Raw genomic sequence first — 15,245 nt, 5'->3', positions numbered from 1 at the left:
GGGCTCACTAAGGGGCGCTCCTACCCGGACTGAATCCGTCGTCAAGCTGAGCAAAGGGTTAACGCAATATTACGCGCCCGTCATTGCGTGGCCGTTCCGCCCATAGGATTCGAACCTATACTCCACAGCTCCAAAGGCTGGGGTGCTGCCATTACACCAGGGCGGATCATGCCGTCGCCGCTGATTCCGCTGGCGACGGGTGGCCCGGAGGGGCCCTGTCGCTATGCGGGCGGCCGCACGAGTATCTAGTTTGCCACGCCGGCGGCCATGCCCGCGACTCGGGACGTTACCGGACAAACCTGCGCAGACTTGGCCGCTCCAGCTGCGCAGGTTTACCCGTGCGCGTGCGAGGCGCCTAGCGGTGCGCAGCTTTGATCGTCTCGAGCGCCTGAGCGACGGATTTAAGCATCAGTTCAGGCTTCCAGAGCGCGATACTGCCCCCGATCCGCAACGTGGGGATGCCGCGGATGACCAAAACATTGCCGCGGCGCAGATCTTCTGCGAATGCGGCGGCGTTATTGTGATATTGCTCGCTCTCGATCTCGATCCCCAATACGCCGTCAATCATCAGATCCAGGTGGCCCATCCCGCGGACCGCATACTGGGCCTGGACGTTGTACCCTGCCCGACGCAGCCAGTAGCGCGCGGAGGTCTCAACGGCGGACATGGATTGTGGATCCAGCGTGTCCATAATCCGTCGGGCTGTGCTGGCGCCGCGGCCTTCAAACGCCAGCCGCAACTGACCCAGCGAGCATTTCCTGAGGACGACGGCGGACTCCATGACCACCAGCGCCTCAACCTCCGGCAGGCACCTGACACATTGGCCGACAATATCCGTCACCGTGAGCGGGCCCGCGTGCCGGTGGACAACACAGCCAACAACTTTACGCCCATGCGCGGCAGCAACATGCGGTTGAGCCGGGACGCTGATAGTCCACAAGCCCAGAGCGACGGCGGCGCTGATACAGCCCGGCACCACATGGTTCTTCGCAAGATGGAGTTCCATGCCGGTGGCAGCCGGGAGAGCATAAACGCCTCTGGCCACAGCATGAATTGCACCGGCCCGGACGGCGGTCAGCAGCGCATGCTGGGAAATCCCCGCAGAGATGATATCCCTGCGGCAGGCCGCATTACCCAGCGCCGCCAGAACGGCTTCCACGTTCTTCATGGGACAAGAATCGCCGCCTCCGGGCCGCAGCGTCAGGACCGGAAGGGGCGCCGGGGACAAGTGCGCATCACTTGGCCCCGGTGGAGGAGGGCAGCACGCTCCAGGCTGCGCAGCGTAAGGCCCCAGCGCTGCGCAGGAGTGAATCGTGCGCACAACCACGCGCCGGCGTTACGCAGATCCACCGCCGCGACCGCCGGACGGACCGCGGCCCGGCTCAGGCCAGAGTGTCGGAGGCGCGCATCCACTCTTCCTCAAGAGCTTCACGGTCTGTTGCCAGGCCCTGCAGCTTGCGGTTCAGCCCGGTCAGCAGCTCATGGTTGCCAACATTCGCCTCCATTTGGGTATTGAGTTTTTCCTCCTGTGCCGTGAGCTTGCCCAACTGGCGCTCGATCCGGCCCAGGCCCTTGCGCGCCTCGCGCTTCTCGGCCTCGCTCGGGCCCGTCTTGGGCTGCGTGCCGCCGGTGCCACCGGCTGCCGCGGCCGGCCCGGAGCTTGCAGGCTTCCCGGACAGCGCGGCCTCGCGGAGCTGAAGGTACTGGTCCACGCCGCCGGGCAGATCGCGGATCTTGCCGTCGCCCAGGAGCGCCATCTGTCGGTCCGTGACACGCTCCAGCAGGTAACGGTCATGCGAGACCACCACGAGCGTGCCGGGCCAGCCGTCCAGCACATCCTCCACAGCAGCGAGCGTGTCGGTATCCAGATCGTTCGTGGGTTCATCGAGCATCAGCACATTCGGCTCCCCCACCAGCAGGCGCAGCAGCTGCAGGCGGCGCCGCTCACCGCCGGAGAGTTCACTGACCCGGGTCCATTGCTTGTCCTTGGTGAAACCAAGCTGTTCTACGAGCTGCCCGGCGGTCATATCCTTGCCGCCGACGGCGAAGGAGCGTTTTTCCCGCTCGATGACCTCCACGACGCGCATATCCAGGACGTCATCGAGCTCGTCGACCTCCTGCGTCAGGACCGCCGTCTGGACGGTTTTGCCGCGCTTGAGCGTGCCCTTGCTGGGCTGTACCTGGCCATTGAGCAGCTTCAGCAGAGTCGTCTTACCGGAGCCGTTGACTCCGACAAGCCCCAGCCGCTCACCGGGGGCCAGACGCAAGGTGATGTTGTCCAGCAAGGGCTTGGCACCGTCGTCGGCCGTTGCATAAGAGAGGGTTACGTCCTCCAGATCCAGCACATCCTTGCCGAGGCGGGCAGTCGCCATTTTACTCAGCGAAACCGAATCGCGCGGCTCCGGCACATCGGAAATCAGCTCGTTCGCCGCTTCGATCCGGAACTTTGGCTTCGCGGTCCGGGCGGGAGCTCCCCGGCGCAGCCAGGCCAGTTCCTTCTTGACCAGCTGCACGCGCTTGCTTTCCATCACTGAGGCGGACCGGTCACGCTCGGCACGGGCCAGTACGTACGCGGCGTACCCGCCGTCGAACGGGTCAACGATGCCGTCGTGCACCTCCCAGGTCCGGGTGCAGACCTCATCGAGGAACCAACGGTCGTGGGTGACGACGACGAACGCGCCCTCGTTCGCGCGCCACCGGGTCTTCAAGTGGCGCGCCAGCCAGGCCACACCCTCCACATCCAGATGGTTGGTGGGCTCATCGAGCATGATGACGTCGTCATCGCCGATCAGCAGCTTGGCCAGCGCCACCCGCCGCTTCTGGCCGCCGGAGAGGGAGTGCACGTTGGCATGCCAGTCCACCTCACCGACCAAACCGCCCATGACTTCGCGGACCTTCGGGTTGGAGGCCCATTCATGATCCGCCGCATCGCCGACAATCGCTTCCCCGACCGTCAGGTCACCGTCGAGTACATCCGTCTGGTCCAGATAACCGACCTGGACATTTCCGCGCAGCGTCACCCGGCCCTCATCCGGGCTCTGACGTTGGGCCAGCAGGCGCATCAGGGTGGATTTGCCATCGCCATTGCGGCCGACGATGCCGATCCGGTCCCCTTCTTCCAGGCCCAGCGTGACGCCGTCCAGCACGGTACGGGTCGCAAACTGGACGGTAAGGCTTTCGCCACCAAGGAGGTGTGCCACGGATCAACTACTTTCGGTAAGAATCAAAGCATTCCATTCTACCCCGCGGGGTAGAAGCCCGTAGATTCAGCGGCTGACGTCGGAAACAATTTTGGCCCCGTGGACGGGACCGTGGACGGCGAGGCAATTGTGCCCCTCTGCCGCGAGCTTCCCGGCCAGCTCGAGCGCGGCGGCTTCGTCAGCCGCGAGCATCGCGATGGTCGGTCCTGAGCCCGAGACCAGGGTAGCGAGGGCGCCGTGCTGCTTTCCGGCGGCGAGAACGTCCGCCAGTTGCGGAGCCAGCGCGACGGCGGCAGGCTGCAAATCGTTGGTCAGCACAGCTGCCAGCGCGGCGGCATCACCTGCCCGTAATGCCGCCAGGACGGCGGGGTCTACCTGTCCGGGCACCACGGGCTCGACGCCGTCGGCCATCCGCATGCGGTCCAGCTGACGGAATACTTCCGGTGTCGGCAGGCCGAAATCCGCTTGTACCAGCACCCAGTGCAGCGGCGACGGTGCCAGCGCCGGAGTCAGTTCATCGCCAACACCGAGACCGACGGCGGCGCCACCGAGCAGCCCGAAGGGAACGTCCGCACCCAATTCGGCCGCCAAATGCGAGACTTCCTCGCGTGAGAGACCGCTGTCCCACAGCTTCTCGCAGGCCAGCAGCGCCGCCGCTGCATCCGCGGAGCCGCCGCCCATTCCGCCGGAAACGGGAACACGTTTGGTGATTTCGAGCCGCACGGCGCCGGCATTCTCGCAGACATCTGCCATGAGCCTGGCGGCACGGACCGCCAGATTCCGCTCGTCCAAGGGGACCGCCAGCGGACCCTCAGAGTTCAGAGCAGTGCCCTTGAGCCGAACAACAATGTTCCCGTCCTTTGCGGTGTTTACCCGGCCGCTTGCACTGGTAACGGTATTGCCGCGGGTATTTCCAGGGGCGGCGGTGCTGGTGGCCGAAATTTCTTCATAGAGGGAGACGGCGAGGTACAAACTAGCGACCGAGTGATAGCCATCGGGCCGCAGCGGTCCGACCCGGAAGAAGACATTGATCTTACCCGGCGCCCTGACCCGGACGGTGCGGCCCGGCGGAGAAGTGCGCGCTGAGTTCATAGCGTCCAACTTAGGGCACCACTGGGCAGCGGCCAAGTAACACAGCCCGGTACCCGGGCAAACCTCGGCGTCGAAGCAAACCAGGACGCCGGTTGACGCGAAAATACGCTACGGCGCAGATACTATTTTGCGTTTGTCGGTTTGCTCCCGTTGGGTTTGCGCCTGTCCGGTTGCGCCTGCCGGTTGCGCCTGTCGGTGACATTTTTCGACGACCCGGCTCGAAGGGAGATTCCCGCCCGGGGGTTTCAGGCGAGCAAGGGAATTTTTGCCTCCGCGATCCGGGCGTAGGCGGCGACATCGATGACTTCTCCGCGCGCCCGTGGGTCAACGCCGGCGGCGGTCAGGCAGCGTTCAGCCTCCGCGGCTCCCCCGGCCCAGCCTGCCAGCGCCGCGCGAAGAGTTTTGCGTCGCTGCGCAAACGCGGCATCAATGACCGCGAAGACCTCTTCCCGGCTTGCCCGGGTCACCGGAGGCTCGTGCCGGGTAAAGGCCACCAATCCGGAGGAGATCTTCGGCGCCGGCCAGAAAACGTTCATCCCGATCACGCCCGCCTTGCGCATCTGCGAATACCAGGCTGCCTTCACCGATGGGATGCCGTAGGTTTTTGACCCCGGCCCTGCGGCCAGCCGATCGGCAACCTCGTCCTGGACCATGACCAGCCCATGGCGCAACGACGGGAAACGCTCCAGCAGGTTCAGGACGACGGGTACGGCCACATTGTAGGGCAGGTTTGCGACCAGCGAGGTTGGCTGTACCGGGAGTTCGGTGATGCGCATGGCATCGGAGAGCACAACATCGAGATTCGCCGCGCGGCCGGGTCGAAAAGCGGCAATCGTATCGGGCAGCCTGGTGGCCAGTACCGGATCAATTTCGACGGCGACCACGCGGGCAGCGGCGTCCAGCAGCCCTAAGGTCAACGAGCCAAGTCCTGGCCCAACCTCTAAGACTGTTTCGTCCGCGCTCAGGCGGGCCGCGGCAACAATACGACGAATGGTGTTGCCGTCGATGACAAAATTCTGCCCCAGCGTCTTGGTCGGCCGGATACCAATTTCGGCCGCCAGACGTCGCACGTCGGACGCCCCGAGAAGCGGTAAAACGGGAAAGGCACTCTCGGGGCGGGAAGCTGGCTCAGTCACTGTGCCATCTTAACAGCAGGCCATCTTAGGTGCCGGCCATCTCAGCAGCAGGCCATCTTAGGTGCCGGCCATCTCAGCAGCAGGCCATCTTAGGTGCCGGCCATCTCAGCAGCCGGCCATTTCAGCAGCAGGCCATCTCACCATCGGCAGACCTCCCGCCAACGGCTGACCCCTGCCAAGGTTGTCAGACCGCTTAGCCTGCGGCGCCTGCGCAGCCCCACGGACCAAGGCCCGCCTTGGCGTAGTACGTGTTCGCCACGGCGATCTGTTGCTCCCGGCTGGCAAGGTCCGCCCGCGGCGCATACTGTCCGCCGCCATTGGCCAACCAGGACGGGATATCAAACTGCAAACCGCCATAGTAGCCGTTACCGGAGTTGATGGACCAGTTGCCGGTTGACTCGCACTGGGCGATTTTGTCCCACATGGCCGCGTTCATTACGGCCGGAGCCGGCGCACCGGTGCTGCCGGCCGTCGGCGCCGGCGTCGCGGCAACGGTTGGAGTCACGGCAGGTGCTGCAGGTGCTGCAGGGGCGGCAGGGGCAGGACGGTCTTTGACACCGACGGCGATCTGTTCGGCCAACGGCTGGACGGTTACCTTTTCCCCGGTTCCGGCGCGGCTTACTTCCCGGCCGTCGATGGTGGTCACGGAATAGGTTTTCTCCAGTTTTCCGACGGTACCGGCGCGGGTGGTCTTCTGCTGGTCCTTGAACAGGTTGGAGTCCGCTGTTTTCTCTGTGCTGAACGGAACATCTTCGGTAGTCGATGTTCTGATACTGCTGTCCACGCGGGATACCCTGATGACCATGTGGTCCACGACCGGGGCATCCTTGGGCTGGGATACGAGGTCCGCAGGGCCTGCTGCAACCCCGGCGGACCGCAGGACCGCACCCACGGTGCCGTCCGTCGTCGTCCGGTCAACGCTCTTGCCGTCGGCCAGGACGGTGACGGTCTTCGGGGTGACGATATTGATTGTGTCGCTGCTGGCAAGCTGCATGTCTTTGGGAGCGGAGATCATCGCGCTGGCCGCTACTCCGAGCTGTTTCATCAGGTCCGAGACCTTGACCGAGGTTGTCTGCACGGTGGTATCGGAGCCGTCCAGCTTGACCTTGATCTGCTTGGATGTGTTCACCGTGATGACGGTTCCATCCGCGACAGCGGTGTCCAGCGCCGGGCTGACACTATCGGCGGATTTCACGTCCACGTTCGCCCGCTGCAGCACCTGGCTAACTGAGCCGCCGAACGTCTGGACCGCGCTGGCCTGACCATCCACGGTCACAGTGATGGTCTTATTGTTGCCGACGAAGGCCACCAGACCAAGCACCAAAGCCAGCAGGACCAACGCCTGGCCGCCGATTTTTACCAGGCTAGGTCTGCCCTCGGATTTGAAGAAGTTATGCACAGCAACCCGTCACTACTCAAGCATCCGGGCACGGGGAATCGGCGCAGAACCAGCGCGCGGAGGGCGCAGAAGCGTCCGCGCGGCAGGTGACTGCGCCGCCACACTTGCTGGTTTGTGGCGCGCGTAAAAGGGTCATCAAAAAAAGAATTCCCATGCCGGGCAAAAGCCCTGCGAACGGCGCCGGCACACCGTGAAACCGTGTGCAAACGTGAAGTGAATTTACCCGATGGCCTTCCCCGACCCCGGCTAATAGTCCCTCAGCGTAACCTAATCGTGATCTTTATGCCAAGACCATAACGGGATCAGCTCCTGCCAGAGGCGGACAGAAGAAAGGATCTCACACTGCATAACAGATAATTGACAGACTCCCTCCCGGCCTCATGTCAAGCGCAGATCAGGGTTTTGTCACGTCTGGCTGCCAGGCCTGCATCACCCCCAAGATCCGTAGACCGCTTCCGTATTGGCCGCCAGGGCGGTCCCCAGCACGGCAACGTCCTGGTCCAGGATCTCCGCCATTGAACGCACGGTATAAGGGATCATATAGCTGGCATTGGGCTTCCCCCGATAGGGGTGCGGAGTTAGGAACGGCGCGTCGGTTTCCACCATCACCAGCTGTGGATCGGCCACCGCCAGCGCGGCCCGGATGCCCGCCGCGTTTTTGAAAGTTACGGTTCCGGAGAAGGACATGTACCACCCGTTGTCATTGCAGATCCGTGCCAGTTCCTCATCGCCGGAAAAACAGTGCAGCACCACTTTTGCAGGCGCTCCCTCCTCTTTAAGGGTGGCGACCACGTCAGAGTGCGCATCCCTGTCATGGATCTGCAGCGCCAGTCCCAGCCTTTTGGCCATGTCGATGTGGCGTCGGAATGAATACCGTTGCGCAGTAAGGCCGGCTTCCCCGGTCCTGAAATAGTCCAGGCCGGTCTCACCAATGGCCCGCACCCGCGGATGCGCCGCAAGCTGTTCGATTTCCACCAGCGCACTTTCCAGCCCGCCGGCTGCTGCACGCTCCGGTGCGTCGTTGGGGTGAAGAGCGACGGCGCCCAGGAGTCGCCGGTCCGACTCAACTGCCTGCACGGTGAAGCGTGAGGATGCCAAATCGCAGCCGACCTGCACGGCTCCCTTGACACCAACGGCTTCGGCTGCGTCCAATGCGTCCTTTACCCCCACCTGGATCAGTCCCTCCTCGAAGTCCAGATGGGTGTGATTGTCGATCACGGCGACCGGCAAAGGAGCGGGTGCGAAAGGGTAGTGCCGCTTCCCGCCCCGCTTCCCGTCGCCGGCCGACGGCGGCGGACCGCTGGCGTCGTCGTCCAGCTGCTCCGCTGCACGGTACTGACGGGGAATCGATGCGCTGCTGCTCATAGGATCCACTGTATCGACTGAGACCTGTATCGACTGAGACCTGTATCGACTGAGCTCTATATAGGCGGGGCACCGGAGACAATTGCCCCCCTGTCGGGGGCACTGCACCGGTCCGACGCCGGTTCCAGCCACCGCTGTGCTTTACTGTGCGGCCCCGTGATTGGGTAAGAACTAGTAACGTATGTCTCATCACCGTTCAATCCAGGATGCAGCGCTCATCAGGGCGTTCCGGGGCGGGCGGCGTCGCGAAAGGTCAACGATGGACCCTCAGAATCACACCATGACAGGACCACCGGTCCCGTGGCGGGCACCGGCAGGGCCTATGCCCGCCAACGGCCGGACAGCCGATAGCGCCGGCCCGGTGACAGCGCAGACACTCATGACCGCCGATCAGTTCCAGGACCTCAGCGAGCGGATTCTAGCCAGCGTTAACACGGTGATCGACGGCAAGGCCCGGGCCGCGGAAATCGCATTGACGGTGCTGCTGGCCCGCGGACACTTGCTGGTGGAAGACGTTCCGGGCGTCGGCAAGACGCTGCTGGCCAAGACACTGGCCAGGACGATCGACTGTTCAGTCAGCCGTATCCAGTTCACGCCCGATCTGCTGCCTTCGGACATCACCGGTGTCTCAATATATAACCAGTCGACGCAGAAATTCGAGTTCCGGGCCGGCGCGGTTTTCGCCAATATCGTCATCGGCGACGAAATCAACCGGGCGTCCGCGAAGACCCAATCAGCCCTGTTGGAGAGCATGGAAGAACATCGAGTCACGACCGACGGCACCTCGCACCGGCTGCCCGAACCATTCATGGTCGTCGCGACGCAGAATCCGATTGAAATGGAGGGAACATATCCGCTGCCGGAAGCGCAGCGGGACCGCTTCATGGCGAGGATTTCGATGGGCTACCCCGACCGTGCCTCCGAGATCGATATGCTCTCCACCCACCAATCGGTGTCGCCGCTGGAAGCTGTCCGGTCCATCGCCACCGTGCGGGAGGTGGCAGCGATGATGGATACCGTCGATGCGGTCTATGTTTCATCGGCCGTGAAAGAATACGTCGTGCGCCTCGGGCAGGCAACGCGGGAAAGCGCCCAGTTGCGTCTGGGCGCCAGTCCGAGGGCGCTGCTGCAGCTGCTCCGTGCTGCCAAGGCCCACGCCGCATTACGCCAACGCAACTTTGTGCTCCCCGATGATGTGGTGACAATGGCCGACGTTGTGCTGGCACACCGGCTCATTCTTGAGCGCCGTTCGGCCAGCACCGGACAGACAGCAGCAGGGATCATCGCCGCCATCCTCGACGAGCAGCCGGTGAGCCCCGTGCGCAGCAGCCGCAGCGGCGCCCAACGTTAGCGGCCAACAGATGAGCTCCCGCTGGTTCCCGCACCGCGTCCTCCTGCTGCGCGGCTGCGGTCTGCTGGGAACGGGAGCCCTCTGCCTGCTGCTGGCACAAGTCATGGGCCGCCGGGACCTACTGGCTTTGGGCATATTCCTGGTGGCGCTGCCGCTGCTGGCGGCGTGGGGCATGCGGATGCTTCGGCCACAGTTTGCCGTCCAGCGCGGCTTTTCGCCGGCCAGCGTGGAAGTCGGCACGACGGCGACGGTGCACTTAGCGCTTTCGGGGAACAGCTTCGGCGGCGGCCGGGTCAGCATGAGCGAGCAATTACCGCCGCGCTTCGGCACGCCGCCATCCTTTACTTACCCGTCCCGAAACAGCGGCATCGGTGGCGTCAGCCGATATGAGTACCATCTGAGTCCGCGCGCCCGTGGTCAGTTCGGCGTTGGCCCGGTGACTGCGGATTTCGCTGACCCTTTTGGGCTCAGTGGACATCGGCAGAATGTGGGACGGGCCGACCTGCTGACCGTAACGCCGGCCGCCGTCGAGCTGCCCGGCACCAAGCTGGCCGGCACCCGGGCCGAGGACGGGACGAAAGCGACGACCAGGCGCGCCAACCCCAGCGACGATGACGTGATGACCCGTGAATACCGGCACGGGGACCCGATGCGCCGGGTGCACTGGCCCGCCACGGCACGGCACGGCGAGCTCATGGTGCGCCAGGAGGAATCCGTCAGCACACCGGAAGCAACACTGCTGCTGGACAGCCGGCTGGGAAATTTCGCACCCGCCGGGCATGCCTCGGGCAGTGCTTCCGGCGCGGGCAGTGCTTCCGGCGCGGGGGGTGCTCCCGGTGCGGGGAGTGCTCCCGGTGCGGGCACGGAGTCTGCGGAGCTGGAAACTTCGGATGCGTTCGAGTGGACCGTAGTGGCAGCCATGTCCGTGGCCGCTCATCTGATCGAACGGGGCTTTAGTCTTCGGATCCTGAACACCAGCGGTGAGCCGGGCTTCCACACCTCAAAATCTGCCGTAGACCCGTGGGAGGAGAGCTTCGAAGGCGACGCCGGGCTCTCAGCAGTGGCGCTTGCCTTGGCCGCTCTGGAGCTGACGGCGAATCAGGCCGCGCACAGCCGCAGCACGGTCCTTTCCGGGTGCGGGGCACCGACGGAGCGCTTGCTGGACCAGCTCGCGGCCAGGCGGCAGCACGGGCCATTGGTGGCTCTGTTCGGCCACCTTTCCCTGGATTCCGCAGCGGCGCTGGCGCCGGCGGCTGAATATGGTGCCGGGGCCTTTGCCATAATCTGCAGCGACCGTCCACAGGAAGCCGGTGCAGTGCTGAACATCCTGCGCGGCGGCGGCTGGCGCGCCGTTGCCGTGGACCCGAGGGCCGAGTTGCCCGTTGTCTGGGGATATTTCGACGACGCGGAGTTCTTCCTCGCGGCCAGCGGCACGGTATCCGGATCCGGATCCGGCGCGCTCTCCCGCGGGGATTCCTTGCGAGGGCGAGCATGAGCACGGATACCAGTCAGCGGCCGTCTGCCGATGGCGCCCGCTCCCGCACCCCGGGCCGACCTGCAGGAAACAGTCGCCGCCGGCTCTCAGCAGCGCCGTGGGCAATGGCCGGTGCGGTCTTCGTGGCAGTAGTAGGGACGTCCCTTGGCCTCAACGGAGTGCTGCGCGGCTGGAGTTGGCTGATCCTGGTGATCATTACGGTCGCCGTGGTGCTGTTGACCACCGCCACCGCACGTAGTCTGCGGATTCCTCAAATCGGAACCCAGTTGCTGGGTCTGCTGGCATTGGTTATGGTCCTGACGCTGCTGTTCTTCAATTCCTCAGCCGTGCTGGGGATATTTCCTACGAAAGCTACTCTGGACGCTTTGGGCGCCCTGCTGGGCCAGGCATCGGACACCATCATCACCGGCACCGCGCCGGTACTCCCCGAATCAGGCGTCGTCTTAGTCATTTGTGCGGGGATAGGACTGGCTGCGCTGCTGATCGACGCCCTGGCTGTGGCGCTGGCAATGCCGGCCATCAGCGGCCTGGGCCTGCTCGCGATCGTCCTCATCCCCGCCCTCATCAAGCCGGACAGCCTCGGCATTCCGGGCTTTCTTGGCGGCGCGGCCGGTTACCTGCTGATCCTCGCTTTCGGCCAGTGGTACGCGCCGGTGGCCGGCACCAGCCAGGCTGCAACGAGGTCAACCGGACAATTCCGGCGCGCAGCGGCTCTGGCCGCCGCCGCCGTTGTCATCACGGCGCTGGCGGCCTCGCTGATCCCGGGCTTCAGCACCGGGATTTTTCCGCAGGGATCACATCTAAGTGCCTTCGGGAACGTTTCCGGGCTGAACCCCATGCTGACGTTGGGAAACGATCTCCGCCAGCCCCGCGGGGCGGGCAAGTTGGTGTATGCCACGGACGCTCCGACCGGACTCTATTTGCGGACCACCACCCTCGAAGACTTCAGCGGCCGCTCATGGGAGCCAACTGTGCGCGATGCAACGCGGCGACTTGATCTGAGTGCTATCGGCGAAGATTCGTCCGCCGATGCCGGCAGCGATCATCTCACGACCACCACTGTGGTGGAATCAAGCGACTTCAGCACCCCCTGGCTCCCCGTCCCGTACGCCCCTACCAGCGTCAGCGGTTTGGCCGGGCGCTGGAGCTGGGATCCGGAAACGTTGGCTATCGAGGGTATCGACGCAACAGCGCTGCGGCAAAAATACACCGTCCGCAGTGTCATGCCGGTGCTCACCCGCTCCGTACTGTCGCAGGCGGCGCAGACACCACCGGAAACCTTGGACCCGGTGTTCATGTCCCTGCCCGGTGACACTCCGGACATCGTCCGGCAACGGACCGAGGAAGCCACGGCCGGGGCGCAGACACAATTCGACAAGGCACTGGCCATCCAGAATTATCTGCGTAGCCCGCAGTTCAGTTATTCCGAACAGACCCCTGTGGCCAACGGCTACGACGGCAGCGGGATGGACGTCTTAGCCAAGTTCCTTCAGGTGAAAAGCGGCTACTGCGTGCACTTTTCGGCGGCCATGTCGGTTATGGCGAGAGTCGCCGGAATTCCCAGCCGGATTGTGGTGGGCTACGCACCCGGCCAGCTGACCGGCGCCACCGTATTTCTGGGCGGCAAACAGCTCAATGAATATCAGGTGGATGGACACAGTGCCCATTCGTGGCCTGAACTATACTTCACCGGATTGGGCTGGGTGCCCTTCGAGCCCACGCCAGGACGCGGCCAGGTGCCGGTTTACGCCCGGTTGCCGGGTGCTCCCGGTGCCGCTGCGGACAGCCCTGATGATGTCCTCAATGCCAGGCGCAACGCTGCGGCTACACCTCCGGCGTCGGCATCAGCATCGCCGACGCCGGCAGTGCCGAACGCCGCCGGTCCCCGCGCAGCCAACGCCGCTGAGCCACTGTGGATCAGCGCCGCCGCTGCGGCCCTGCTGCTGATGCTGGCCACTCCCTTGCTGGTGCGCAGCGGAAAACGCGGACGTAGACGCAAAACCGTGCGCTCGGCCCGTCCCGGCGAAGTCCCGGAGCTCGCTGCCTGGGCCGAACTGGAAGAACTGGCTTACGACTACGGGATGCCCGCGGCCACAGGTGACACCCCGCGGACGTTCACCAGCAGATTGCTGCGGGGACCGCTGAGCGGATGGCAACGGAGCATCCAGCAGCCGCCCGACGATCCCGGTTCCGCCTCCGGGATTGCGGACGGTCCCGGGACGGGCCCAGGAGCTGTGCGGGTTTTGCTGACAGCTTACGAGCGGCGTGTCTACGGACCCGAAGAAGCCGCACCGACAGAACTCTCCAACGGATCGTCCGCGGGCGCCGCCGCGGGACCGGGCGGGTCCGACGGCCCGGCAAAGGGGCCGGATGGACCCGGGCATCCGCTGCTGGAAGCACTCGATGTGGTGCATCGGACGCTGCGGGCCAGCTCAACGGCCGGCCGCCGCCTTCGCGCAGAGTTAGTGCCGCCGTCGGCCTTGCCGTGGAACCGGCGTTCCCGTTCGGCTAGCCGGCCCCCGACAAAGCCGACCGGTTAGGAAGCGTACGGGTCAGCGATGCCGATGTACTGGGTATACAGATATTCCTCGATACCTTCCAGCCCGCCTTCGCGTCCCAGTCCGGATTGCTTCACGCCGCCGAAAGGTGCTGCCGCATTGGAGATAACCCCCGCGTTCAACCCCAGCATGCCGGTTTCCAAGCGTTCACCCATGCGCAGCCCGCGGTTCAGGTCCTTGGTAAAAACGTAGGCAACGAGGCCGAATTCGGTGTCATTGGCCAATGCGACGGCCTCGTCTTCGTTCTTGAACGTCACAATTGGGGCCACCGGGCCGAAGATCTCCTCGTTGAGAATACGCGATCCCCGCTCTACCCCGGTCAGGACTGTGGGCTGGTAGAAGTAGCCCGGGCCGTCCACGGCCGCTCCGCCGGTCAGCGCGGTTGCACCGTCGGCAAGTGCATCGGTAACCAGGGAATGCACCTTGTTCCGACTCTTAGCATCAATCAGCGGACCCACAGTGGTATCGCCCTCCGTTCCGCGGCCGGTGGTCATGGCGTCCATCTTTGCCGCAAGCTTCTGCGCAAATTCCGCTGCCACGCCCTCATGCACAATGAAGCGGTTAGCGGCTGTGCATGCCTCGCCCATGTTCCGGAGTTTGGCCGCCATGGCGCCGGTCACGGCAGCGTCCAGATCTGCATCGTCGAAAACCAGGAACGGCGCATTGCCGCCAAGTTCCATCGAGGTGCGCAAAACATTGGTGGAGGCGGCGGCCAGGAGGCTCCGGCCCACTTCGGTGGAACCGGTGAACGACAATTTGCGCAACCGGGAGTCCTTTATCAGCGGTCCGGTGACGTCGGCCGCCGACGTGGTGGAGACGACATTGAGCACACCGTCCGGGAGGCCGGCTTCCTGCATGACCTGGGCAAAAAGAAGTGAGGTCAGCGGTGTGAGGTTCGCGGGCTTGAGCACCATCGTGCAGCCTGCTGCTACTGCCGGAGCAATTTTGCGCGTCGCCATGGCAAGCGGAAAATTCCACGGGGTGATCAGCAGACACGGGCCCACCGGTTTTTTGCTGACCAGCAATCGGGATTTCCCGTCCGGGGCGATCGAGTAACGGCCAAAGGCACGTACCGCCTCCTCGGAAAACCAGCGCAGGAACTCCGCACCGTAGGTAACCTCACCGCGTGCCTCGGCAAGCGGCTTGCCCATTTCGAGCGTCATCAGCAGGGCAAAATCCTCTGCCCGGGCGGTGACCAGTTCGAACGCCCGGCGCAGAATCTCGCCACGCTCTCTGGGCGCCGTGGCGGCCCAGCCGGCCTGGGCGGCGACGGCGGCATCCAGAGCCGCCGCACCGTCCGTTGCGCCGGCGTCGGCTATGGACAGCAGCGCTTTCCCGGTCGCTGGATCTTCGACGTCGAACGTCCTGCCGTCCGCGGCCGGACGCCAGACGCCGCCGATCAATAGTCCGGTGGGAATGCCGGCGATCAGTTCGCTTTCCCGCGCGGATGTGATGGTCTGGGTACTGGCGCTCATACGGACTCCTATGTCAGGTATATCGGACGGACTTGCTCCTGCTGATCACGGTAGTTCGCGGACGCAAGGTATGTCTACGCCGTTGAGCACCGCAGCATCGCCGGAAGCTGTGCAACTGCACAAGCAACGGGACCGCTGGTAAGAAGTTCAGCTTCCACACCCGACGGAGCCGGA

The 15,245-nt window shown here is 64.5% G+C and carries 10 protein-coding genes and 1 tRNA gene; 3 read left to right on the top strand and 8 right to left on the bottom strand.

The window, feature by feature from the left end:
• Positions 1-94: 94 nt before the first annotated feature.
• The 7 genes from IV500_RS02565 to IV500_RS02535 all read right to left on the bottom strand — a co-directional run bounded on the left by IV500_RS02565 (position 95) and on the right by IV500_RS02535 (position 8,192).
• Positions 95-166 (bottom strand) — tRNA-Gln (locus IV500_RS02565).
• Positions 167-355: 189 nt separating this feature from the next.
• The gene (locus IV500_RS02560; protein ID WP_196395265.1) at positions 356-1,168 is read right to left on the bottom strand and encodes a type IV toxin-antitoxin system AbiEi family antitoxin domain-containing protein; all 813 of its coding nucleotides are present in this window, start codon (positions 1,166-1,168) and stop codon (positions 356-358) included.
• 214 nt (positions 1,169-1,382) lie between these two features.
• Positions 1,383-3,200, bottom strand: a complete 1,818-nt coding sequence (locus tag IV500_RS02555; protein ID WP_196395264.1) for an ABC-F family ATP-binding cassette domain-containing protein — start codon at positions 3,198-3,200, stop codon at positions 1,383-1,385.
• A gap of 66 nt (positions 3,201-3,266) precedes the next feature.
• The gene (locus IV500_RS02550) at positions 3,267-4,292 is read right to left on the bottom strand and encodes a 4-(cytidine 5'-diphospho)-2-C-methyl-D-erythritol kinase (protein ID WP_196395263.1); all 1,026 of its coding nucleotides are present in this window, start codon (positions 4,290-4,292) and stop codon (positions 3,267-3,269) included.
• A gap of 245 nt (positions 4,293-4,537) precedes the next feature.
• The gene (rsmA, locus tag IV500_RS02545; RefSeq protein ID WP_196395262.1) at positions 4,538-5,428 is read right to left on the bottom strand and encodes a 16S rRNA (adenine(1518)-N(6)/adenine(1519)-N(6))-dimethyltransferase RsmA; all 891 of its coding nucleotides are present in this window, start codon (positions 5,426-5,428) and stop codon (positions 4,538-4,540) included.
• A gap of 193 nt (positions 5,429-5,621) precedes the next feature.
• Positions 5,622-6,827: a resuscitation-promoting factor gene (locus IV500_RS02540; RefSeq protein WP_196395261.1), complete on the bottom strand. Its 1,206-nt coding sequence runs from the start codon at positions 6,825-6,827 to the stop codon at positions 5,622-5,624.
• 429 nt (positions 6,828-7,256) lie between these two features.
• Entirely contained in the window at positions 7,257-8,192 is a 936-nt protein-coding gene (locus IV500_RS02535; protein ID WP_196395260.1) for a TatD family hydrolase, read from the bottom strand.
• Positions 8,193-8,472: 280 nt separating this feature from the next.
• On the opposite strand from IV500_RS02535, the gene IV500_RS02530 reads away from it, so the two are divergent.
• The 3 genes from IV500_RS02530 to IV500_RS02520 are packed head-to-tail and all read left to right on the top strand — an operon-like array spanning position 8,473 to position 13,578.
• The gene (locus IV500_RS02530) at positions 8,473-9,543 is read left to right on the top strand and encodes an AAA family ATPase (protein ID WP_196395259.1); all 1,071 of its coding nucleotides are present in this window, start codon (positions 8,473-8,475) and stop codon (positions 9,541-9,543) included.
• A 10-nt stretch (positions 9,544-9,553) separates the two neighbouring features.
• Complete coding sequence (locus IV500_RS02525) at positions 9,554-11,038, top strand: DUF58 domain-containing protein (RefSeq protein WP_196395258.1); 1,485 nt, start codon at positions 9,554-9,556, stop codon at positions 11,036-11,038.
• Complete coding sequence (locus tag IV500_RS02520; RefSeq protein WP_196395257.1) at positions 11,035-13,578, top strand: transglutaminase TgpA family protein; 2,544 nt, start codon at positions 11,035-11,037, stop codon at positions 13,576-13,578. The genes IV500_RS02525 and IV500_RS02520 overlap by 4 nt, the downstream gene beginning before the upstream one ends.
• On the opposite strand, the gene IV500_RS02515 is transcribed toward IV500_RS02520, so the two are convergent.
• Complete coding sequence (locus IV500_RS02515) at positions 13,575-15,071, bottom strand: NAD-dependent succinate-semialdehyde dehydrogenase (protein ID WP_196395256.1); 1,497 nt, start codon at positions 15,069-15,071, stop codon at positions 13,575-13,577. The genes IV500_RS02520 and IV500_RS02515 overlap by 4 nt on opposite strands.
• Between the last annotated feature and the right edge of the window lie 174 nt (positions 15,072-15,245).

This window comes from Arthrobacter terrae, assembly GCF_015708085.1.
GTDB lineage: Bacteria > Actinomycetota > Actinomycetes > Actinomycetales > Micrococcaceae > Arthrobacter_M > Arthrobacter_M terrae.
The sequence above is the reverse complement of the archived record's forward strand: the minus strand, read 5'-3'. Positions and strand labels throughout refer to the sequence as shown.